We start from the raw sequence: 23,194 nt of genomic DNA, 5'->3' as shown, positions 1-23,194 counted from the left end.
TAAAAAAGGGAAATATGAAATAAAAGCATATTTCCCTTTTTTCATTATCCACATCCAATACCTATTTTAAACCTTATCGATCTAATTTTAATCATAATTTACAAACAAGTTTACTTGCATACACTTATTTTTTACATTTTCTAAGAATGTGACAAATCACATGATGATCACTACTTTTGATCAATAAAGATCTCGGAACGAATACCATATCCAAAAACAAATTGAGAATAGAACAGCCTATTAATAAGATAAATATATTTTTTTTACATATATTTAAACTAAAAAATATTATGAAAACAACAGCTATTCTATTCATGTTAAGCATCATCTGCACCACGGTATTTGGACAGACAGACAAAAGCAAAAGAGCAAGCCCTCCTGATAGTGTTAAAGTCACTACAAATGATGGGGTAACAATTGATATACACTATAGCCGCCCTTCTTTAAAAGGACGACAAATTGGAGTTGACATCGTTAAAATAGGAGAAGTATGGCGTACCGGAGCAAATGAAGCAACCACAGTAGCTTTTGATCACGACGTCCTTGTCGAAGGTGAAAAGTTGCCGAAAGGAAAATATAGTTTATATACGATTCCAGGAGAACAGGAAACCATTGTGATTTTCAATAAAACATGGGATCAATGGGGTACAAAATATGATAAAAATCAAGACGCCCTGCGCGTTAATGTATCCAGTGAAACTAATAATCTAACACAAGAACAATTTAAAATTGATGTTGATAAATCGGGTAAAATAGGTCTTTTATGGGGCGATTATGTACTTCCTATACAAGTCAAATCTGCGCTTTAACTGACCAAAAGAATTGATAGCAAAGGATAAACAAAACCAATTAAATTTGGCACTGGATTTTTGAAAAATTGATACAAGTATTTGCATCATCAAAATAGTCGCCATCATAATGAGAAGTCGAGCATATGCCGATAAACTTCATTGATCATGTGGAGGAGAAATCTAAAAAGGCCAGATGAATGTACAACATCTGGCCTCTTCCTTTAATTTTTAAAATTCTTAATTCTTCAAGTATTTTTCAAGAAACTGATCCTGCTCCCATAATAAATGAAAAATATTCTCCTTAGCCACATATCCATGTGCCTCTCGAGGAAGAATAACCATCCGCACAGGAGCACCAAGATTTTTCAATGCCTGAAAATAACGTTCAGTTTGTAAGGTAAATGTCCCCGGATTATTATCTGCTCCCCCATGTACAAGCAATAAAGGTGTTTTCATTTTATCGGCGCTCACAAATGGAGACATGGTCATATACAATTGGGGATCGTCCCAGAAATTACGTTGTTCACTTTGAAATCCAAAAGGCGTCAATGTACGGTTGTAAGCACCAGAGCGCGCTATTCCGGCTGCAAATAAATTTGAATTAGATAAAAGATGTGCCGTCATAAAAGCTCCATAAGAATGGCCTCCCACAGCAACTTTCTTACGGTCAATATAGCCCAAGTTATCCACAGCATCGATCGCAGCAGTACCATTAGCGACTAATTGTTCGATAAAAGTATCATTTGGTTCTTGTGTTCCCTCTCCAACGATTGGGAATGCCGCATTATCCAATACAGCGTAACCTTTAGATACCCAGTAAATAAAAGATCCATAGCTAGGATAAGTAAATTCTTTTGGATTTGCCGTAGTCTGTCCTGCAGTATTTTTATCCTTATATTCTCTTGGATAAGCCCAAATTAATAAAGGAAGTTTCTTTTTATTTTTGAAATCATAACCAGCAGGTAGATATAATGTTCCCGAAAGATCAACACCATCCTTACGCTTGTAATTCAAAATCTCCTTATGCACTTTTTCTAAACTTTTAAATGGATTTTCCAAATGAGTCAGTGCTTTTTGCTTCCCTGATTTCATATTTTTTGTAAAATAGTTCGGAAAAACAGAAGCTGATTGCAAAGAAATCAACATGTCCCCTGTTTTGGGATCAATAAGTTGTACGATGCGTTCTTGAAGATCCGAGTTTTTAGCTATATAAAGACGTTTCTTTTTTAAAGTTTTGAGATCCAATTCATCAATAAAAGGAAACTCACCTTCTTTGGTGAAACCTTTTCCAACCAACAAGGTTTTTCCATTTTGAATGTACATCGGATAAGTTCCAAAGTTATTACGATCTCTAAAGACATCTCCTGGATCATTATACACATCTTGGCTATTACGATCATTGACCAATCTCGAATTTCCAGAAGTAGGATCAACCAAAAAAGTTTTCACATTACGTGTATCGTACCATTGTGAGTTGACCAAAGCATACTGATCATTACCCCAAGTAACACCAGCAAATCGATCTTTAGTTTTTGTGATGAGCTTTGGCTGACCTGTAAAAGGAAAGTCCAATGTATATAGCGCATCGCGGTACTCCACCTGTTTACTTGGATTTCCTTCATCTAGCGCTTCAACAAAAGCCAAAGTTGCAGGCTTATCATCTCTCCAATGCAGATTGCGTCTACCCGTACGTGTCGCGGAAAATCCTTTAGGCATTACTTCAATCAAAGGAACATCACTGACCTGCGTGATTAATTTTCCTGCTAGATCGTAAATAGCTGTCTCCTGTGGAAATCTAGAATAGGGAACAATATAAGAATAGGGCTTCTTAATTGTAGTAACCATGATATATTCACCATTTGGAGAAAATGAAGTTCCTGCAAAAATAGATTTTTCCCTAAACTTTTCTATTCCACCCTTTAGATCTACGATCTTTAACTCAGATTGTACCAATGTTTCAAAATTTGCTTCATCTTGTGGGTTTTTCAACAAATCTTGATAAGTTCTCAATTGCGAAACCTGGCCATCACTTGTCGAAACAATTGGTCCTGCCGGTAGATCCTTAGTTTGATCAATTAACTTGGATCTATTTGCCGGCAATGTTGAAATTAAAAGACGATCCGAACTTCTGAACCACTTAAATGGCGCATCCATAGTAGCATTTAATACATATGATGTTAATTGTGTGACCTGCATCGTGGTTAAATCCAATACAAATAATGCAGTACCTGTAGCATCTGTCTGGGTAAACGCCAATTTCTTATTATCTGGAGAAAAAGTTACATTTGACAATGCTGGATTTTCAGGCATTCCTTTAAAATCGGTAAACTCTTTATCATCAGCAATTTTCTTTAATGATATTTTATTAAAGAAATTTTCTGCACTTAAAACATTTGTGACTGGATTAATCCGAAGACCAGCTAATTTCATCTCTTCCTGCCCCAGTTCTGTCAGTGATTTATACGTAGGACGATACATAAACAAAATCCAATTACGATCACTTGATATACGCATTTGAGGAGGACGAACAAAATCAGCTAAAGCTAAAATTTCAGAAGAAGGTTGCTGGAAGGTAATATTCTCTTGTGCAGAGGCTTCCAGAGATAACAAAAATAATAAACCGTAAAATAATTTTTTCATATATATTGTAATATAATAAGCTGTCAAAATATAGTAAAAAATTAAATAAAAGCTAGAAGATGTAGTCACTTTATGACACTAATATTAGACAGAAAAAACATTCTTAAAATACATATATTTTAGAGGTTCTAAAGTTATCAACATTAATTTAATACTGATAACCAATCGAATACAAATATTGCGCATGCGCAAAGGCATATATCACTCACTTTTTTCCACCAATGTGGAAAAGTCAAATTACAGCTTCGAATTAAATTTATGATATTTGTTAGAGTTGAGAAATTAGGCTTCTCAAACTTGTTAAAATCATTCAACTCAACTCGCCTTCTTTTAGGAAGCGCGATTTTAAATTTAAGTAAAAATCATGGCAAGAATCATCAAATTCGAGAAAAACGATTGTGCACCTTGTGCTCAAGTATCTGCATATCTAGATCAAAAAGGTATCAAATATGAGTCTATCAACCCATTTGATCAACCTGATTTAGCTGCAAAATTTAAAGTACGCACTGTTCCGACCGTTATCGTTTTGGAAAATGACGAAATTCAACACCGAATTATCGGTTTCAAGCCTGAAGAATTAGGAGCAATCGCATTATAATAATAATCTGGTATCAAATTTTTATAATCCATGATACATATTTATTACGATAGCAAAACAGGAAATGTACAACGTTTTATGGATAAGGTCACGCAAATCACAGGCTGGCAAGGACATAAAATAACCGCAGATCTTGTTGCTGAAGAATCGGGGCATCTCGTGACTTTTACAACTAATTTCGGACAAGTACCCGAAGCGACCTCAGTTTTTATGAAAGCAAATGCTTCAAAAATCTATTCGGTCACTTCGAGTGGTAACCGCAATTGGGGGCAAAACTTCGGATTAGCAGCTGACAAAATTTCAGCGGATTTTGACATCCCATTGGCTTTCAAATTTGAATTGTCTGGTACAATGGAGGATATTAACCAATTTATTGACATCATAAAGAACAACTGCGATGGTAGCAAACGAGGTAGCAAAAAACTGGATATTGCTTAACAACGAAATCATGATCAAACATGAGGACGAGTTTAGCTTACATAAAGATAAAGAGGCAGTTCGTGCCTATTTTTTAGAGTATGTAAATAAGAATACCGTATTCTTTTATACACTAAAAGAAAAAATCGATTATTTAATTGAACAAAATTACTATATCAATTTCTACGAATGGTTTACATACGAAGAAATGGAAACCGTTTATAATTTTGTTTTTGCAAAAAAATTCCGCTTTGCATCCTTTATGGCTGCATTTAAATTTTTCCAGAGCTATGCGTTAAGAGACGACTCAGGGGAGAAATTTTTGGAACGCTATGAAGACCGCGTAGTAGCAGTAGCTTTATTTTTAGCACGTCAAGAAGGTGTGGAAAAAGCGATTGCTTATGCCGAATTATTTATCAATCAAGAATATCAACCAGCAACACCAACATTCTTAAATGCAGGTAAAAAACGTTCTGGTGAATTGGTATCTTGTTTCTTAGATGAGATTGGAGACAATTTGAATGGCATTGGTTATGCTGTTGATTCAGCAATGAAGCTATCTTCTATAGGAGGAGGTGTTTCATTCAATATTTCAAAAATTCGTGCTCGAGGTGAAGCTATCAAAGGAGTGGAAGGTCGTGCTGGAGGTGTTCTTCCCATCATGAAAATCATGGAAGATACGTTTTCATACGCCAACCAATTGGGTCAACGCCCTGGTGCTGGTGCGGTATATTTGAATATATTCCATGCCGACGTTGAAGAGTTTCTTGACTGTAAAAAAATCAACGTTGATGAGAAAGTGCGTATCAAATCACTTTCTATCGGTATCATTATTCCTGATAAATTCATGGAATTAGCGGAAAAAGATGAAGCTTGTTATTTAATCTATCCACATACTGTGATGCTAGAATATGGTATACCATTGGACGAGATGGATATGGACCAGATGTACGAAGAGCTGATTACGAATCCAAATATCAAGAAGAAAAAAATAAACGCACGTCACCTTTTGGTAAAAGTGGCTCAAACACAAAAAGAGTCAGGTTACCCATATATTTTCTATAAAGAAAACACCAACCGTGTTCATGCATTGAATGGTATTGGTAAAGTAAAATTCTCTAACTTATGTACCGAAATCATGCAGGTATCAGAAGTTTCAGAAATCAATATTTATGGAGAAGAAGATCAAATCAAATACGGTATCTCCTGTAACTTAGGTTCATTGAATATTGCAACCGTAATGGACAATAAACGCGTGAAAGAATCTGTTAAATTGGCGATGCGTGCATTGACAATGGTATCTGATGTTACCGATATCAAAATGGTTCCATCCATCGCTAAAGCAAACAAAGAACTTCACTCAGTCGGGCTTGGTGCGATGAACCTACATGGTTACTTAGCTAAAAGCTTTATCATGTACGAATCGGAAGAAGCATTAGATTTTGCCAACGCATTTTTTATGATGATGAACTTCTACTCTTTGGAGGCATCTATGGAAATCGCACGTGACCGCAAAAGAACATTTGTAGGATTTGAAAAATCAGCTTATGCAGATGGATCATATTTCAACATGTATACAGAACGCGATTATTTACCAAAAACAAATAAGGTTAAAGAATTATTTGAAGGGGTACATATTCCAACAATTGAAGATTGGGAAAAATTGAAAGCAGAAGTTCAAGAGCATGGTATATATCACGCTTATCGATTGGCTATTGCACCGAACCAATCCACCTCTTATATCATGAATGCAACGGCATCAGTAATGCCAATTGTAGATATCATCGAAGTTCGTGAGTATGGAGATAGTACAACATATTATCCAATGCCTTATTTGACAAATGATAATTACTTCTACTTCAAATCAGCATACGACATGGATCAATTCAAGGTGCTTAAATTAGTATCCGTTATCCAACGCCACATAGATCAAGGGGTAAGTACAATTTTGCACACCAATTCGAAGGATAATACACGTGACCTATCTAGATATTATATTTATGCACATAAATTAGGCCTTAAGTCATTGTATTATACACGTACACGTAAATCATCTATTGAAGATTGTGTTTCTTGTTCTGCATAATTCTTCATTCAAAGATAAAACCCATAAGCTATTCAAAAGCTAATAAAACTTTTGAATAGCTTTATTAACAGATACATTCAATAATTCTCGCTGTAAAAATAATGAGTAAACAATATACTGCTGTAAACTGGAATACGCCAGATAATGATTATGCCTTGATGTTTTGGGAGCAAAATATTAGACAATTCTGGATTGATACCGAATATATCCCTTCAAAAGATATCGATAGTTGGAAAGGATTAAGCTGGGAAATGAAAGAATGCTATAAAAAAGCATTGGGCGGATTGACTTTGTTAGATACATTACAAAGCCATACAGGTATGCCAAAAATCATTGACCACACGGAGTCTTTACAAAATAAGGCTGTATTATCCTATATGTGTATGATGGAGGCTATTCACGCAAAATCGTATTCAACTATTTTTACAACAGTATCTACGACAAACGAAATCAATGATATTTTCGGTTGGGTAGAACAAAATAAATTTTTGCAATTCAAAGCCTCTACCATTGATTCTTACTATCGCGTATTAGATAAGGAAAATCCAACAAACGAAGAATTATTTATGACCTTAGCTGCATCTGTGCTTCTAGAGTCATTTTTATTCTATTCAGGATTCTTCTTGCCTTTATGGTTATGTGGACAAGGACAAATGGTGGCATCTGCAGACATCATCAAAAAGATCATTGCTGACGAGTCTATCCACGGTGTTTTTGTTGGATTAATGGCACAAGAAGTCTTCAAAAAAATAAAAAATCAGGAAGAGGTAAAACAAAAATTTATTACTTTGCTGAACCAGTTGTATGACAACGAAATGAAATATACAGAAGAAATCTATACAGAAGTTGGTTTAACAGCAGAAGTAAAAGAGTATGTACGTTACAACGGAAATAAGGCATTAATGAATCTTGGATTTGATCCAATTTTTGAAGTAAAACAAGTAAATCCAATTGTTTTAAACGGCTTAAACACCGAAACAACACAACATGACTTCTTCTCTAAAAAATCAACTAACTACGAAAAGTCAATGGAAATCGTACATCTTAAAGATGATGATTTTAAAATGGATGCTACAGTAAACGTATAAGGATATATTTAATCCGATATAGATTCCCTTTACTGAATAAGTAAAGGGAATTTTTATTTTAAACGAATCCATGATTTGATGGATTTGTAGAGTTAAATAATCAGATACATGAATACATCCAATATTCATATGATAAATCGCCATAAGAAATAACGAATATCTTGTTTTACTCCAAAACAGTAAAAGACAAACATATCAACTTGAAATACAAACTTTCACACTCGTTATCAATAATTGAAGAAACAGAGCAAAAACTATAAAACGTAAAACCTCTATTACACAAACGTTTGTCTGAAATCGAAGCAATACAGAGGAAGCTCTTTTGAACTATATTTGGTGTTACCAACAAACCAATTCGACTAAGATGAATAAATTATTTACATTTTTATTATTATCTGCTATCAGTATACAATCCTATGCACAGCAGGAGTATAGCCACCTATTTGCAAAAAACGATTACAGTCAAATAAAAAAGAATGTCAACGATGAAGATATTGCGCGTATCAGCAACCCAACTTTGCAGAGAGCCGCAAGACAATTAAAAGATGGATCCTATCCTCTTCAAAAACGTTTACGTGCCTATACAAACTACCTCTCTCCCATCATCTTGAGCAAACAGCTCAAAACAAGTCCATACTCTCAATATGAAAACCCAACAGGTATCTATTTCTCTGCAGGAGACGATGCAATTGTATGGGTCGGAAAGACCAATGGAGCAATACTTGCTCTTCGTGTAACGAATTGGGATGATAAAAATTTTGAACAAAAAGATTACCAGCTCAAAGAAGGATATAATGCTTTCAAGATTGAAAATAAAGGAAATGCATACATTCAATATTTTTCAGAAGACAAAGTTTCGTCAAAAAAGATCAATATCCACATACTCGGTGGGAAAGTGAATGATGTATTTGAACGAGGTAAGCATACCAATAAAGATTGGGATGATATGCTGGCAAATGCCTCGGGTCCAATTTTAGACATTGTTGGAAAACAAGTACAACTGGCATATTCGGTCAAATCATTACAGCAAAATGCACCTCACCAAGGCGTAGAACTGATCCAGCTATATGATTCTATTATCGGTATTCAACACCAAATTATGGGATTAGCGCAAACTAAAAGAGTTCCTAAAAATAGGATGTTTGGTCGTGTGATCTGGCAAGGGTTTATGCATGCCGATGGTATCGGAGCTGCATTTCACGATAATACCATGAAAGATGTCGCTAACGTCGCTAATCTTAGAAAAAATTCTTGGGGAGTAGCCCATGAATTTGGTCATGTCAATCAAGTACGACCAAATATGAAATGGGTCGGTACAACAGAAGTAACCAACAACATTTATTCGGTATGGACACAATATGTCTACAATAGTCATAGTCCAAAATTAGAAAGAGAGCGCTTAAAAGATTACGATGAACCTAAAATTGGAGGTCGAATCACCTCTTATATGGAATCTGCATTTGTACACCGTCAACCTTGGTTAACACAGGCAGGTCCAGACCGATGGGATCGTCAACGTCCACGTGATTGGGGCGGAGATCACTTCGTAAAATTAGTTCCCCTTTGGCAATTACAGCTGTACTTTACTGTTGCGGGAAAAGGAAATCCATGGGAGAACAAAAACTTTTATGGTGATATCTTTACGAAAGCAATTAATACTCCAGCAACAGCGGATAAACAAGACGCATACTACCAGCTCGAGTTTATCAAAAACGCATGTGATGCATCAAAATTAGATCTGACAGATTTCTTTGAACAGTCTGGTATGCTCATACCAATAGATCTGTGGGTAGATGATTATACCTGCGCACAAATGACAATCACCGCTTCAGATATTGCTGAAATAAAACAGTATGCTGCAAAATATTCTAAACCCTCAACACCAGTATTACATTATATCACCGCAAATAGTGCTGACATCTATAAAAACAAATCACCCCTAAGTGGAAACACAGGAGCTGGTTTTGAAAAAAAGGAAGGTAAAATCATTATTCAAAATAATGCGTGGAAAAATGCAGTAGCATTTGAAACATACACAGGCGAAAAATTGGTAAAGGTAGCCTTCGTTGGTGCTGGTTCAAACGATGCGTCCAATACAATTGTACACACTCCAGCAGGCACGACACAGGTCAAAGCTGTCGGATGGGATGGAACAAGGATGAATGTATTATAGTAATTAATAAAAGAGGCTGGTTTTTATATGATCAACAAAAAATCAGCCTCTTTTGCTAATAACTAAGCTTTGCCAATCGAGCATACATTTCTACAAATGCACATTGATCAAGTAAATCTTTTTTCTCTTTTCGATTCTTAAGCGTCCAATCGGCATAGAACAATCCCTTCTCATCGCGCATATTCCGCCACGCATAGTGCAAATTTTTAGCGAATACAGTGATATATTTCGGGTTTTGGTCTTGTTCAAATAAACTAATGAAACCCCGCATCATCACAGCATGAAACCAAAGGTTACTATTTTTCAGCAGCTTAAAGTCTTGTCCTGTGACATCTTGAAAAAAATAAGAATAACAGGCTTCAGCTATTTTTTGAGCATCAATCAAATAGTGCTTCTCTTTGGTCAATCGATATAATAAAGCGGCAGCTTGCAACATTTGACCTGAATTATACGAATATTTTGCTTTATCCAAATGACCATTTAAGCCCATATTATCCCAATAAAGTCCATCAGTAGGGTCTTCCAGGTTTTCTTTTGTCCAATGGTAAAGCCGTTTTCCTTCTAGAAAATATACACTATCTTTTGTTGCTTCAAAGAGTTTTAGTGCAAATACACTAGCAGGAGCATTGGAACAGGTATTTTTTGATTCCTTTTTTTGCTCGCACCAATAGATTCCTCCTCCTAGCAGGCTATCTTCACCACTTTTTACAAAATTCCATATCTCCTTAGCTTTTGTAAGATATACATCCTTTTTAGTATACAAATAACTATCAGTGAAATCAATACCCAACCAAATATTATCATCATAAAAACGATCAGAGGCAGCTGCTGTGTTCAAATAAGAAGCATAACCTACTGGTAGACGTTTTTCATCGCGATAGACATGAAGACCTATCAACACCTTTTTATCCAGAATTTTTTGATATTCTTTTTTTTGCTTTGGCAACTCCATCAACGCATTCACTGCCGAAAAACTACCCGAAAAAGGCCATAGATAAGCATATTTTTTCTGATGCGCCGCTTGTTCATTATTGTTTAAATAATCAGCTTTAAAATTTTCATCAAAAGGATATTTCTCCAATAACAACCGATTATCCGAATTTCCAAAAAACTGATAAATCCGCTTCATGGTTTGTGAAGCTGCCAAATCAAATGGCACCTTTTCCTGTGCACACAACGGAATTATATACAATTGAATCATTAAAACTGCACAAAAACTAAATAATTTCATATTTGCGATGAGATCTAAAAAAGGCTGTTCCGAGTACGGGACAGCCTTTCGATTTTAATTGTAACCTTCGTTTTGCGTTAGTTTATTGTTTCTTTGAATTTCATCTGGTGAAATTGGCCATAAAAGATCTGATTCTTTAAAGATTGCACCTGATCCATTTTTAGCTCCAATAAGAGGAACGAAATCAATTTTACCCGCTTCTGTCGTAGATATAACAGGAAACATTTTTGTTCTTAAAATATCATCCCACATTTTAAACTCCAATGGGAACTCTCTCAACCGTTCAATCCAACATTCTTTCACAAAATTATCAACAGATAAACCTTGAAGTTCAGATGTAAAATCAGCCACAGTTTTGTTCTCGGTATTAGCACGAGCTTTAACCTGAGCTAAGTAACCGGCAGCCTCAGCAGTCACACTACCACTTTTAGCAATAGCTTCCGCAGCAATCAACAAAGCTTCAGGATAACGATAAAAATTCCAATCTTTCGTTGCCTTTCCCGTTGTCAGTAATGCCTGTTCATCAAAATAATACCAAACACCTGCTTCAGTTGACTCCCAAACCTTACCCGTATTCGGATTTGTATATTTCCAATGAAAGAATTGGTTGGGTTGAATACGAAGATCTTTGGTATCATACACATTTAAAAACTGCTTTGTTGGACCAAATACACGTTCAAAGATCGCATACTTATCAAACACCGATACAGCAGAAGAATTAAAAGCATAAGTTGGCCACCAACTGCCACTATTAATTGTTGCATCATATTCTTGAGCATAAATCACTTCATCCAGATCATCGGTACTACGTAAACGATTGTAGGCACTGTTCATTCCTAAGTCTGAGTTGGTGGTCATGCTATGACCTGAATTAACCACAATTTTAGCTGCGACGGCTGCATCTGCAAATTTTCCTTGTTGCAAATAAACATTTGCTAAAGTCATTGCGGCTGCATATTTGGTAATACGATGACCATTTTGGGCAAATTTAGTTGCCGGTAATAATTCAACAGCTTCTTTCAGATCAGCCTCAATTAATGCATATACTGTCGCAGCATCTGTTCTTTCTAAATAAAGATCATCCTTTAAAGTCTCATTAGGAGTTGTAGATAGAGGTATTGCTCCAAATGTTTTTACTAAATAGAAGTAGTTAAAGGCTCTAAAAAATTTAGTTTCGCCAAGAAGTCGATTTTTCACATTTTCAGCCATATTAATTTCAGGAATATATTTCAAACCTGCATTGGCTATATTAATTGCTTTATAACTATCATCCCAAATGGTATTCATCGTCCCAGAAATCAAATTTGTATTATTTTGACGAGTCAACTCACGTGAAAATAAGCAGACTCTTTCCTGTCCTTCGTAGCTATTGGTAAAGTATCCAGTCAACATCGTATTCACAGAGGCTGTAGGTCCAATATAAGCACTACTGGCAAATGAAATGCGCTGTGGAGCCCCACGTCGATAAAGAGAATTTACTGTTGCTTCGGCTTGTCCAGCATTTTTGTAATAATATTCTAATGATAAATTTGATTGTGGATCTTCTTCCAAAAATTTTTTACAGGAAGTTGTCATTGCCAATCCGGCCAGTAACAATATAATTAATTTATTTTTCATGTATTCAGTTCTAAAAATTAAAATGTAACATTAAGACCTAAAGAGAAAGTCTTCGCTCTTGGATAAGCAAAGAATGTCATATTTTGTCCAAAATTACCTGTTCCTTGAGAAGTACTTTCGGGATCATATCCTTTGAAATCACTCGATGTAAATAAGAATGGATTATTAGCATTTGCATAGATCCTTAAATTAGACATCCCCACCCGTTTCAACACTTCTGGCTTAAACGTGTAGCCCAATTGAATTAAATTCACTCGAATATAGGAGCCATCTGCTACCCATGAATCGTCAACGTTACTATCTTGACCGGCATGTCCTCCATTAGTGAGGTAGATCGCTTGCTCCATGGTATTGGGATTTGTACCGTTATAAGCATCGGTTAAAATCTCTTTTAAGCCATTGGTAATACCAAAACGGTCATAAGTAGAATGAAAAAATTGTTGCATTACTTCTACTCCTTTAACAAATTGAAGATCTAAAGTAAAATCAAAGTTTTTATATCTTAAATTATTAATAAAACTACCCGTCCAATCCGGTATTCCCTTTCCAATAATCTCTTTTTCTGTTGTACGTTTTGGTCTACCTATTTGATTTAAGGTAGCATTACCCGCGTCCACATCTGCTTGTGTATAAATTCCCAATCTACGATAACCGAAAAAACTATTTAAATTTTCTCCCACGCGAATCACACTATTAGGTCCACCAACCCAACTATTCATTAAAATATCGGCATTATTTTCACCCAATTTCAATACTTCGTTTTTATTGTAATTCATATTTAGAGATGATTTCCAGTTGAAATTCTCGTTATTTACAAGAGTACCTGTGATCATCATATCTAAACCTTTATTTTGTACAGAACCAATATTCTTCATTACCGTACTAAATCCTGACGCTGTTGGCACAGGCGCATCTAACAATAAATCAGTAGTTTTTTTATGATAGTAAGAAATATCAAAATTTAAACGATTTTGAAATAATCCCAACTCAACTCCGAAATCAAACTGAGCTGTTTTCTCCCATTTTAAATCAGGATTGGCAATGGTACTCACAAAAGAATATGGAGCTCTATTATTGTTCAATAATATAGTTCCAGCTTCAACAATAGCTAAAGATTTATATGGATCTATCTCAGAATTACCCGTCATTCCATAACTACTATGTAGTTTTAGGTTACTTATAGATTCATTTCCTTTTAAGAAATCTTCGTTAGAAACATTCCATGCTAAACCAGCTGACGGGAAAAAAGCATATTTATTATTTTTTCCAAATTTGGATGAACCATCATAACGACTCGTAACAGTCGCTGAATAACGATTATCATACGAATAAGAAGCTCTTAAAAAATACGAGTTCATTGCCCATTTATTCCAGTTTGATCCTGGAGGAGCCGGTAAAATTCCGATACCCATATTATTGAATTCATAAAAATCATCAAAGAAACCTTCCGTTCTTGAATTATCGAAATCATAGGTACGAGCTTGCCACGACAAACCAGCCATTGCATTAATACGGTGTTTATCAAACTGCTTATTATAAGTCAAATAAGTCTCTTCCTGCCAATAGAAAGTATTGGTATGATTTCTTTCAGCCCAACCATTTGGTTTAGAGATATTATTCAATGATATAGATGAGTAACCCTGATATTTTTTATCATGATTATCAATACCAAATTGTGTTTTCAGATCTAATCCATCAGCAAGATGAAACGTCAAAGCAGCATTACCAAAAATCTGCGTATTATACCGCATACGCTTTTGCAGTTCTAAAATTGAAACTGGATTGGCCATACCTTCAAAACCAAGAACATCAGCGATTGATGAAGAAGCAGAATTTGTATATTCACCGAGTTTATCTCTTACCGGAAGCCAAGGAAGCATTTCAATCATTGTACGACGCGCATCTTGACCTCCCCCATCCTCAGGCGTATAGCGTCCCCAAGTATGATTCACACTTAAGTTGACAGCTGTTGATAACCAAGATGTGGGTTTAGAATCATAAGCCAACTTACCATTCAAACGTTTATTATACGTGTTATTAACGATACCTTGTTGATCCGTATAATTAATAAAAGCACCAACTGAGGATTTATCATCACCTTGTTGAATACTGAGTTGATGATTTTGTGAAATAGCTGTTCGAGTTGCTTCACGCTGCCAATCGGTATCATACAAAGGTTTACCCGTAGCATCAAAGTAATCAGGATCATTAAACCATGTTGAACGATCTAAATTCCAAGTTTTTCCTTGGTATTTATTTTCATTTTCCAAGCCAATCATAAATGCATCTGTCCATTCTTGTGCATTTAAAAGATCCATATAACGCTGCGGAGAACTTACACCAAGTGATCCCTGATAACTAATGGTTCGTCTTCCATCTTTATTACCACGCTTGGTCGTAACTAGAATTACTCCATTTGCACCCCGAGCACCATAAATAGCAGCAGAAGATGCATCTTTTAGTACTTCAATATTTTCAATATCATTGGGATTCAACAATTGAAAATCTTCCATGACAACTCCATCGACAACATATAATGGGCTAGATGAAGAATTGATCGTTGCCATTCCTCGGATGATTACCTTATTACCGTAGGCTCCAGGCTGGCTGGAATTGGAAAAGATGTTAACCCCAGATGCTTTACCTCTTAGGTTGTCCAATGGACTAAAATTCTGATCTTTGATCATGTCTGCACCTTTTACCATAGCTATAGATCCGGTCACATCAGACTTACGCATCGTACCATAACCGACTACAACGACCTCATCCAATTGATCTGCAGTTGATTCGAGACGAATCGTTAAACCGGTGGTACTTGTCACTTTTGTTTCTGAGGTCTTATACCCTACAGACGATACAACGAGTACATCTCCGACTTTAGCATTGATACTGAAACTACCATCTTGTCCTGTCTGAGTTCCTCCAGGAGATCCTTTTACCGAGATAGTCACACCTGGTACTGGATTGCCTGTACCATCCAATACCTTTCCACTTACTTGACCTTGTTTAGCAACAAGGTTTTTTGCTTCTGATACTTCCACGTATCCTAACGAAGTAACTGACGATGCATAGACATGTTGCATAGATCCAGCAATAACAGCTAATGAAAAAAACAATTTTGATTTTTTCTTTAACTGCAATAATGTTCTTGCGTCAAATTTGTTCATAATTTTTAAAATGATTTAGATTTGTTTAATCGTTTTAGCCATTTTTAGGAAAAAAAATGAATCCATAAGTTTCCCTCAAAATGTTAACACATGTTTGTTTGTTGGTTATAATCTATTAAAAAAGCATATTTTATGCCTTAAGAAAAGTTTTGGTCATAGTTGATTTTAATATCATAATTTGTTTAATCGTTTTAGCTTATTAGAAAAATAAAGATTGTAATAGAATTCCCTTTCAAAGACACTATAACAATTTTTTTAATTCAGTATGGTTATTATTTTTTTAACTCGATTTATATTTCAAGAGAGAACTTCCATTATAATTGGTCATGATATCATAATTTCTTCTTCAAGCTTGAGTCTATAAATTGCACAATAATCTTAAATACACCGCATCACCAGTGCTGTTTCAAGGATTTTCTAGACTATTGTAACTTGATTAAATCAGATAATCATTAATCAAGATTGGTTTAAATTAGCATTTTAATTTTAAAGATTAAGCTTTTTTCTAAAAAAAGCTTAATCTTTAATAAATCTTATAGATTTCCTTTTTTCATTTCTGCTATCGCATAATCCACTGCACGAGCAGAAAAAGCCATATAAGTTAGAGAAGGATTTTGAGTAGAAGTTGATGTCATTGCTGCACCATCTGTAACAAAAACATTGGGTACCGAATGCATTTGATTCCACTTATTTAGTATAGACGTTTTGGGGTCCAAGCCCATACGCGCTCCCCCCATTTCATGAATGTCCAGGCCTGGAGCCTGACTACCATCATCACGTCGAATATTGGTAAATCCGGCAGTCTTAAACATATCCTCCATCGTATCGAGATAATCTTTCTTCATCTTTGCGTCATTATCATCGTAATCGACAGCAATATGAAGTAAAGGAACTCCCCAATCATCTGTTTTCTTTGTATCCAATGTTACTTGGCCAGATTCTTTTGGAATCGTTTCTCCCATCATATGGGAACCGACTTGCCAATTGCCTAATTTCGGATTTAATAAATTATTTTTCAAGGATTCCCCAGCACCTGAGCGATCAGCAGAGGTACCACGATAAGCACCAAAACCTGCCGCATATCCACGAAGAAAGTTCGTTTCTTGTTTATGTAAATTTCTAAATCGAGGAATATATCCCCCACCCGCTGGGTTTCTTCCTTCAGTAGTATAATCTTGTAGTCCTTCATACTCTGCATAAATCCGGGCACTATAGTTATGAAAAGCAACATATTTTCCCAGTACACCCGAGTCGTTACCTAGACCATTAGGAAAACGATTGGATTTCGAATTCAACAAAATTAAATTTGTATTGATTGCTGCTGCATTGACAAAGATAATACGCGCATAAAAATCGATTTCCTCCTTGGTATTGGTGTCGATCACGCGAACACCTACAGCTTTACCTTTTTGTTCATCATATAAAATAGAATGAACTACAGAAAAAGGACGGAGAGTCATATTTCCTGTTTTTGCAGCCCAAGGCAACGTTACGGCATTGGAGCTAAAGTAACCTCCAAATGGACAACCTCGTTGACATAAAGTACGATTTTGACATTGTACACGTCCTTGATCAAAATGAATTTGATTCGGTTTGGAAAGGTGTGCACAGCGTGCTGAAATTACTTTCCGCTCTGGATATTGAGAGGATACCGATTGCTTGAAATATTTTTCTACCATATTTAGCGGATATCCTGGTAAAAATTCACCGTCAGGCAATTCGGGCAGACCATCCTTATCGCCAGCAATCCCTGCAAATTTTTCAACATAATCATACCATGGTTTTAAATCGGCATAACGAATAGGCCAGTCCACAGCAAAACCATCACGAGCTGGACCTTCAAAGTCAAAGTCAGACCAACGTTGTGTCTGTCTCGCCCATAAAAGCGACTTGCCCCCTACTTGATATCCGCGAATCCAATCAAAAGGTTTATCTTGTACATAAGGATGCTCTTTATCTTTGACAAAAAAATGAGCCGCATCTTCGTGAAAGGCATAACATTTACTAACGATTGGATTTTCCTGTTTTATGGCATAAGGCATCTCATTGCGATGTTCAAATTCCCAAGGATTCATATTGGTGGTTGGATAATCTTTAATGTGCTTCACATCCCGACCTCGCTCTAAAACCAAAGTCTTCAACCCCTTTTCGCACAATTCCTTAGCAGACCATCCACCACTGATCCCCGAACCGATCACAATTGCATCGTAAGTTCTATTCTTTTGACTATCTATATTAATATTTGCCATTTTATGCTTTTAATTTTACTGCAGGCTCATAAGGACCAGGAATCAATTTATAAATCAATTTATTCTTCATTACATATTCAGAATTTAGATAACCTTGAATAGTGCGGTTCTTGAATATCTTGAAAAAAGCAGCTTCATCTCCCTCTTTTTCGTTCTCCAAAGCCGTTAAAGAGCTTAAAGTTTGATCCAGCGTAATCGAGTCCAATCGCTCTTTCATTATAGCTAGCCCCTTCAAAAAATGCTGTTGATTTTCAGGACTTTCGCAATCATCGACCATCTTCATCACAAATAAATGCAAATTTAGTTCTAATCCTCCTGGAGAGTCTGTTTTAGGAATAACAATTTCAGCAAGCTTTGCCAAAAAATCTTCATCTGAAGCTGATAACTTAATATTTTGGAGCACAATTGATGCTCCCCCTTGTTCACGAAGACAAGAAGGCAATATGGCGATTCCTCCTGCGATAATAAATAACTGCTTAACAAGGGTTCTTCGATTCATCATAATAAGGTATTCTTACTGCTGTAATATTAAAGATAATATTAAAAATAACAAAGCTAAAACGATTAATTTTTATAAAAAATTACATAAAACTATCTGAGTAGGTCATTAACCTCCTTAAGATCGAATAAAAGATGGTTGACAAAATCCAAGCGATCACGTTCAGCTTTTTGCTTTGTTACAGCAATACATGTCAATCCGGCATCATATGCAGCACGAGATCCTGTAGCGGTATCCTCTACAGCAACGACTTCTGATGTATCAAAACCGGATAATAACAAGGCTTTTTGATAACAAGTTGGGTTCGGCTTAGGATTAACAACATCTTCACGCGTTACGAACCATGAAAAATGTTGCAACAAGCCGTAATGCTCAAGCATGCGCTCAACGGTTGGCCTAAAATTGGAAGTCACTAAACCCATCTGAATGTCCCTTTCCACCAAAAAATCAATTAATTCTCTTGCGTGTGGCATCAAAGGGATCGTTAACATATCTTGATTTGCATAATTTTCCCTAGTACTTTTCCACATGAATTCTTCCTTAACATCAACTCCCCAGAGTTCTTGCATCGTTAGTATATTACGGGCCAAAGTATGTCCTGCAAAATACTGAATCCAAGTCTCGAAATCCAAATCAACAGCAAAGTGCTGTTTAAGAATGGGTTTCCATGCTTCAAAATAAAAACGTTCAGAATCTACCAAGGTCCCATCAAAATCAAAAAATACAGCTCTTAAATCTTTCATCCGTTAAAAATAGGTAAACCCTAGGGCAATTCCTATTCGACAATACCGCAATACACGGAATCAGAAAGCAGATCATGTAAAGAATCCCAAATTCCTAAATAAACGTGAATTGGAACTCCTGCATCACCATATCCTACTAACGGTATCGTACATGCCCCTTGATTAACCTCTGCAATACCAATATCAAGCTGGATAAAGTTATTGGTATTGAATAAAGCAACATTTATTTTAAACATTTTATCTGCATAATCAGGAATAGCAGTCCATTTGACATGTAGCATCTTGCCATGTTTCTCTACTGAACATCCTACCGGAGGAGAAAGAGGACCTTTAAAAATAAAAACTTTTTCTACATTGACATAATATTGGCAATCTGCGTCCAATTCCATTGTTTCCTTTAAGATGTGTTGTTGTGCCAATTGAAATGGACCGATTTTGCTTCCTTTGGGCGCAATATTACGGTATCCATATTGCAACAGACTTTTTATAGGCCGCATAAAGTTACCCGCAACTTTGATTTTCTGTCGATTCAACAGTACTGCTTCACTCGGTGGTTTGTTACTTTTTCTACGAGCGCCTCTTATAATATTCTGTCCGTTGAGCTCATAACCATATACTGAACCCACTTTACCTTTAAAAAGTCCATTAGGACCGTTTTCTTGAATTGCCATCGGTTTATTAGTTTATATTGTTCTGGTTGCACAATCACACTTATCCTACTCAATACCAAATATATACAAAATATATGATTTATTTAGGAATAATATACCTTTTACCTAGAGTTAATAGGGGGTTAATAGGGGTATACCCCTATTAACCCCCTATTAACCCCCTGTTATATCTCTATTAAACCTCTTTTAAATTCTAATATGGTAGGTATTTAGCTCGAATCAATTTGAATTACTTTCTACATTTGCTAAGTTTGTATATTCCGCACCAAAACTCATATACTCAGGTGCCTTAATTTTAAGATAGATCACGATGAAAGTTATTGCTATAGGCCGCAACTATATAGACCACGCTAAAGAACTCAACAACCCCATTCCCAAAGAACCCGTTGTTTTCATGAAACCAGATACAGCTTTACTAAAAGACAACAAAGACTTCTATTACCCCGATTTTTCGAATGACATTCATTATGAAGCTGAAATCGTTTTACGTGTCTGTAAAGAGGGTAAACATATAAGTGCCAAATTTGCACATACATATTTTGATGCCATCGGATTAGGAATAGATTTTACAGCTCGAGATATACAACAAAAACATAAAGAAAAGGGGCTACCTTGGGAACTTGCGAAATCTTTTGACGGTTCAGCAGTTATCAGTACACTGATACCTAAAGAAAATTTAGGTGATCTTAAAAATCTTGATTTTTCATTAGTCAAGAATACTGAGCTTGTACAACAGGGAAATACAAAAGATATGATTTTTTCTTACGAAGATCTAATTGTATATATATCCAAGTTCATTACTTTACGAAAAGGAGACTTAATTTATACAGGAACTCCGGCAGGCGTGGGACCAGTAATTATTGGTGATACTTTAGTTGGATATATCGGTCAAGAGCAAATGTTTAGTTGTGTTATTAAGTAAGCGATTATGAAGAAATTAAGTTTTATAATCAGTCTGCTCACTCTAGCTACGACAACGATACAAGCACAAGATATCATCAAACATCGTCAATATCCACAAAATTACTTTAGACGGCCTATGGATATCGCTCCACAGGCATCTGGTTCATTTGGCGAATTGAGGGCTACTCATTTTCATGGTGGCGATGATTACCGCACACAGCAGAAAATTAATATACCTGTTTATGCTGTAGCAGATGGTTTTGTGTCACGTATTCGTGTACAAATTGGTGGTGGCGGAAATTCGGTTTATGTCGATCATCCTAACGGGTATACTTCTGTATATTTACATTTAGAAAGCTTCAACAATGAACTAAATGCTTTTATAAAAGCAGAACAATATAAACAAAAGCGCTTTGATGTTGATTTATTTCTAAAACCAGGGCAGTTTAATTTAAAAAAAGGTCAGCTTTTAGCCAACTCTGGTAATACGGGTGGTTCGGCAGGACCACATCTTCATTTTGAAATCCGAGACACAAAGCAGCAACTTCCTTTTAACACTCAATTATTCGGACTTACCTTTCCCGATGATACTAAACCCATTATTCGAGGTCTAACAGTTTATGATCTTGCAGACCCCATTTTCAATGAAAATACACCAAGAAGACACCAGACTGTAAAAGCGCTTGCAAATGGCAACTATAGTCTTTCTGGTAACTCTCCCATTCCTGTTAATGGCAGATTTGGTTTAGGGATTAACACCGTGGATAAACGCAAAGGCATTTCCTTTACGTATGGAGTATACTCGATTGAACTGTTTTTGGACAACAAAAATATCAGCACTGTCCTATTCGAAGCAATTCCATTTGATAAAACACGTGCTATCCATTCGTACATCGATTACCCCTACTGGAAAAAATCGAATGTTCGCGTACAAAAAAGTTTCAAGCAGCCTGGAAACCCGATAGACATCTACTATCAATTGGAAAATAATGGTGTTATGGAGCTCCAAGATGACCAAGTGCATCAAGTTCGCTACGTTGTAAAAGATGTACAGGGTAATGCAACAGAAATAAATTTTGAAGTGCAAAGGGATGCTACCTACGTGGTGAAAAATACTCCATCAAACGCAGGAAAGTACTTCAATTTTCTACTTGACAATGTTTTTCAAGCTGATAATGTAAAGGTGACTGTTCCTAAAAACACCTTGTACGACAATCTGAATTTTACATATAGCGAAGGTCCCAAACCTGTCAATGCCTACTCGCAACTTCAGCGTATTCATAATAAATTTACTCCTGTATTTGGTTCGTACATATTAAGCATTAGACCAACTGCAGAGCTCACAAAGGAACTTTACAGCAAAGCAATGCTTATGTCCACTGATGGTGGATCTCAAGGAGGAAAATATGAAAATGGCTTAGTGACAGGATCGGTACGCAGTTTTGGCGATTTCTATATTGCAGTCGATACAATCGCACCAACGATTACGGCTCGTAATTTAATAAATAATAAAAATGTCTCTGCCCAGAAACAGATCGACTTTACCATTTCAGATAATTTATCCGGTATTCAATCCTTTAATGCCTATATCGATGGCGAATGGGTACTGATGAAGTATGACCCTAAAAACCGTCATATTTGGCATACTTTTGAATCTAATTTAAGTGCTGGAAAACACAACTTTAAACTGGAGGTCAAAGATTGGAAAGACAATGTAAGGGTTTATGAAGCCAATTTCACGAGATAATCAGTATCTTAGTACGTAAGACTAATAATAATACCATATGGCAACACTAGAAGTAGGACAAAAAGCACCTGCAATAACGGCTACAAACCAAAATGGAGAAAGCATTTCTTTGTCAGATTTTATGGGCACAAAAGTAATTTTGTATTTCTACCCAAAAGATAATACGCCAGGCTGCACGACAGAAGCTTGCAATTTTAGAGATAATTACCAGTCTCTAAAAAAGGAAGGTTTCGAAGTTATAGGTGTCAGTATTGATGGAGAAGCATCGCATCAAAAATTTATCAACAAGCATGAACTACCCTTTCAACTGCTGGTGGATGAAGACCAAAAAATTGTCAATGACTACGGCGTATGGGTCGAGAAAAACATGTACGGCAAAAAATACATGGGGACAGCACGTACAACATTTGTCATTGATGAACAAGGAAATATTGCACATATTGTTAAAAAGGTAGATAATAAAAATGCCTCACAACAAATCCGTGATCTAATAAAATAGAGAGCAGATAACCCTATTGCTGGTTCACAGAAAACACATGTGATATCGGCAACTTTGGAAACCCCCTTTTGCAGT

17 protein-coding genes are annotated in these 23,194 nt (G+C 36.0%); 9 read left to right on the top strand and 8 right to left on the bottom strand.

Translation table 11 applies throughout. From position 1 onward, the window contains the following. Window positions 1-290: 290 nt before the first annotated feature. On the top strand, window positions 291-809 hold the full coding sequence (locus MUB18_RS07975; RefSeq protein ID WP_045755287.1) for a DUF2911 domain-containing protein: 519 nt from the start codon (window positions 291-293) through the stop codon (window positions 807-809). Window positions 810-1,028: 219 nt separating this feature from the next. Here MUB18_RS07975 and MUB18_RS07970 read toward each other — a convergent pair whose 3' ends face one another. Continuing rightward, window positions 1,029-3,431 (bottom strand): prolyl oligopeptidase family serine peptidase, encoded by a 2,403-nt coding sequence (locus MUB18_RS07970; protein ID WP_248755569.1) that lies wholly within the window; start codon window positions 3,429-3,431, stop codon window positions 1,029-1,031. Between the two features lie 364 nt (window positions 3,432-3,795). Between MUB18_RS07970 and MUB18_RS07965 the strand changes: the two genes are divergently transcribed. The 5 genes from MUB18_RS07965 (at window position 3,796) to MUB18_RS07945 (ending at window position 9,793) form a co-directional block, all read left to right on the top strand. Next, complete coding sequence (locus MUB18_RS07965; RefSeq protein WP_021191847.1) at window positions 3,796-4,029, top strand: thioredoxin family protein; 234 nt, start codon at window positions 3,796-3,798, stop codon at window positions 4,027-4,029. 30 nt (window positions 4,030-4,059) lie between these two features. Beyond that, window positions 4,060-4,467, top strand: coding sequence for a class Ib ribonucleoside-diphosphate reductase assembly flavoprotein NrdI (gene nrdI, locus MUB18_RS07960; RefSeq protein ID WP_052627489.1), 408 nt, complete (start codon window positions 4,060-4,062; stop codon window positions 4,465-4,467). Then, window positions 4,427-6,532: a class 1b ribonucleoside-diphosphate reductase subunit alpha gene (gene nrdE, locus MUB18_RS07955; RefSeq protein ID WP_248755568.1), complete on the top strand. Its 2,106-nt coding sequence runs from the start codon at window positions 4,427-4,429 to the stop codon at window positions 6,530-6,532. The genes nrdI and nrdE overlap by 41 nt, the downstream gene beginning before the upstream one ends. Window positions 6,533-6,633: 101 nt before the next feature. Next, window positions 6,634-7,620, top strand: a complete 987-nt coding sequence (nrdF, locus tag MUB18_RS07950) for a class 1b ribonucleoside-diphosphate reductase subunit beta (protein ID WP_248755567.1) — start codon at window positions 6,634-6,636, stop codon at window positions 7,618-7,620. 364 nt (window positions 7,621-7,984) lie between these two features. Then, window positions 7,985-9,793: a M60 family metallopeptidase gene (locus tag MUB18_RS07945; protein WP_248755566.1), complete on the top strand. Its 1,809-nt coding sequence runs from the start codon at window positions 7,985-7,987 to the stop codon at window positions 9,791-9,793. Between the two features lie 55 nt (window positions 9,794-9,848). On the opposite strand, the gene MUB18_RS07940 is transcribed toward MUB18_RS07945, so the two are convergent. From MUB18_RS07940 to MUB18_RS07910, 7 genes are all read right to left on the bottom strand, one after another. Next, window positions 9,849-11,024 carry a glycoside hydrolase family 76 protein gene (locus tag MUB18_RS07940; protein ID WP_248755565.1) on the bottom strand — a complete coding sequence of 392 codons (1,176 nt, stop codon included), beginning with the start codon at window positions 11,022-11,024 and terminating at the stop codon, window positions 9,849-9,851. A 54-nt stretch (window positions 11,025-11,078) separates the two neighbouring features. Then, window positions 11,079-12,641 (bottom strand): RagB/SusD family nutrient uptake outer membrane protein, encoded by a 1,563-nt coding sequence (locus tag MUB18_RS07935; RefSeq protein WP_248755564.1) that lies wholly within the window; start codon window positions 12,639-12,641, stop codon window positions 11,079-11,081. Between the two features lie 17 nt (window positions 12,642-12,658). Beyond that, complete coding sequence (locus MUB18_RS07930) at window positions 12,659-15,808, bottom strand: SusC/RagA family TonB-linked outer membrane protein (protein WP_248755563.1); 3,150 nt, start codon at window positions 15,806-15,808, stop codon at window positions 12,659-12,661. Window positions 15,809-16,341: 533 nt separating this feature from the next. Then, window positions 16,342-18,057, bottom strand: coding sequence for a GMC oxidoreductase (locus tag MUB18_RS07925; protein WP_248755562.1), 1,716 nt, complete (start codon window positions 18,055-18,057; stop codon window positions 16,342-16,344). Window position 18,058: 1 nt separating this feature from the next. Next, complete coding sequence (locus tag MUB18_RS07920) at window positions 18,059-18,559, bottom strand: gluconate 2-dehydrogenase subunit 3 family protein (protein ID WP_248755561.1); 501 nt, start codon at window positions 18,557-18,559, stop codon at window positions 18,059-18,061. Between the two features lie 89 nt (window positions 18,560-18,648). After that, window positions 18,649-19,299, bottom strand: coding sequence for an HAD family hydrolase (locus MUB18_RS07915; RefSeq protein WP_248755560.1), 651 nt, complete (start codon window positions 19,297-19,299; stop codon window positions 18,649-18,651). A 32-nt stretch (window positions 19,300-19,331) separates the two neighbouring features. Then, on the bottom strand, window positions 19,332-19,970 hold the full coding sequence (locus tag MUB18_RS07910; protein ID WP_248755559.1) for a DUF6266 family protein: 639 nt from the start codon (window positions 19,968-19,970) through the stop codon (window positions 19,332-19,334). A 310-nt stretch (window positions 19,971-20,280) separates the two neighbouring features. Between MUB18_RS07910 and MUB18_RS07905 the strand changes: the two genes are divergently transcribed. From MUB18_RS07905 to bcp, 3 genes are read left to right on the top strand one after another with little or no spacing between them, the layout of a single operon-like run. Beyond that, window positions 20,281-20,892: a fumarylacetoacetate hydrolase family protein gene (locus MUB18_RS07905; RefSeq protein WP_248755558.1), complete on the top strand. Its 612-nt coding sequence runs from the start codon at window positions 20,281-20,283 to the stop codon at window positions 20,890-20,892. A gap of 6 nt (window positions 20,893-20,898) precedes the next feature. Continuing rightward, window positions 20,899-22,620 carry a M23 family metallopeptidase gene (locus MUB18_RS07900; protein WP_248755557.1) on the top strand — a complete coding sequence of 574 codons (1,722 nt, stop codon included), beginning with the start codon at window positions 20,899-20,901 and terminating at the stop codon, window positions 22,618-22,620. Between the two features lie 37 nt (window positions 22,621-22,657). Continuing rightward, entirely contained in the window at window positions 22,658-23,119 is a 462-nt protein-coding gene (gene bcp, locus MUB18_RS07895; protein WP_248755556.1) for a thioredoxin-dependent thiol peroxidase, read from the top strand. Window positions 23,120-23,194: the final 75 nt, after the last annotated feature.

Origin of the sequence: Sphingobacterium sp. PCS056 (genome assembly GCF_023273895.1) — a bacterium.
Taxonomy (GTDB): Bacteria; Bacteroidota; Bacteroidia; order Sphingobacteriales; family Sphingobacteriaceae; genus Sphingobacterium.
The sequence above is the reverse complement of the archived record's forward strand: the minus strand, read 5'-3'. Positions and strand labels throughout refer to the sequence as shown.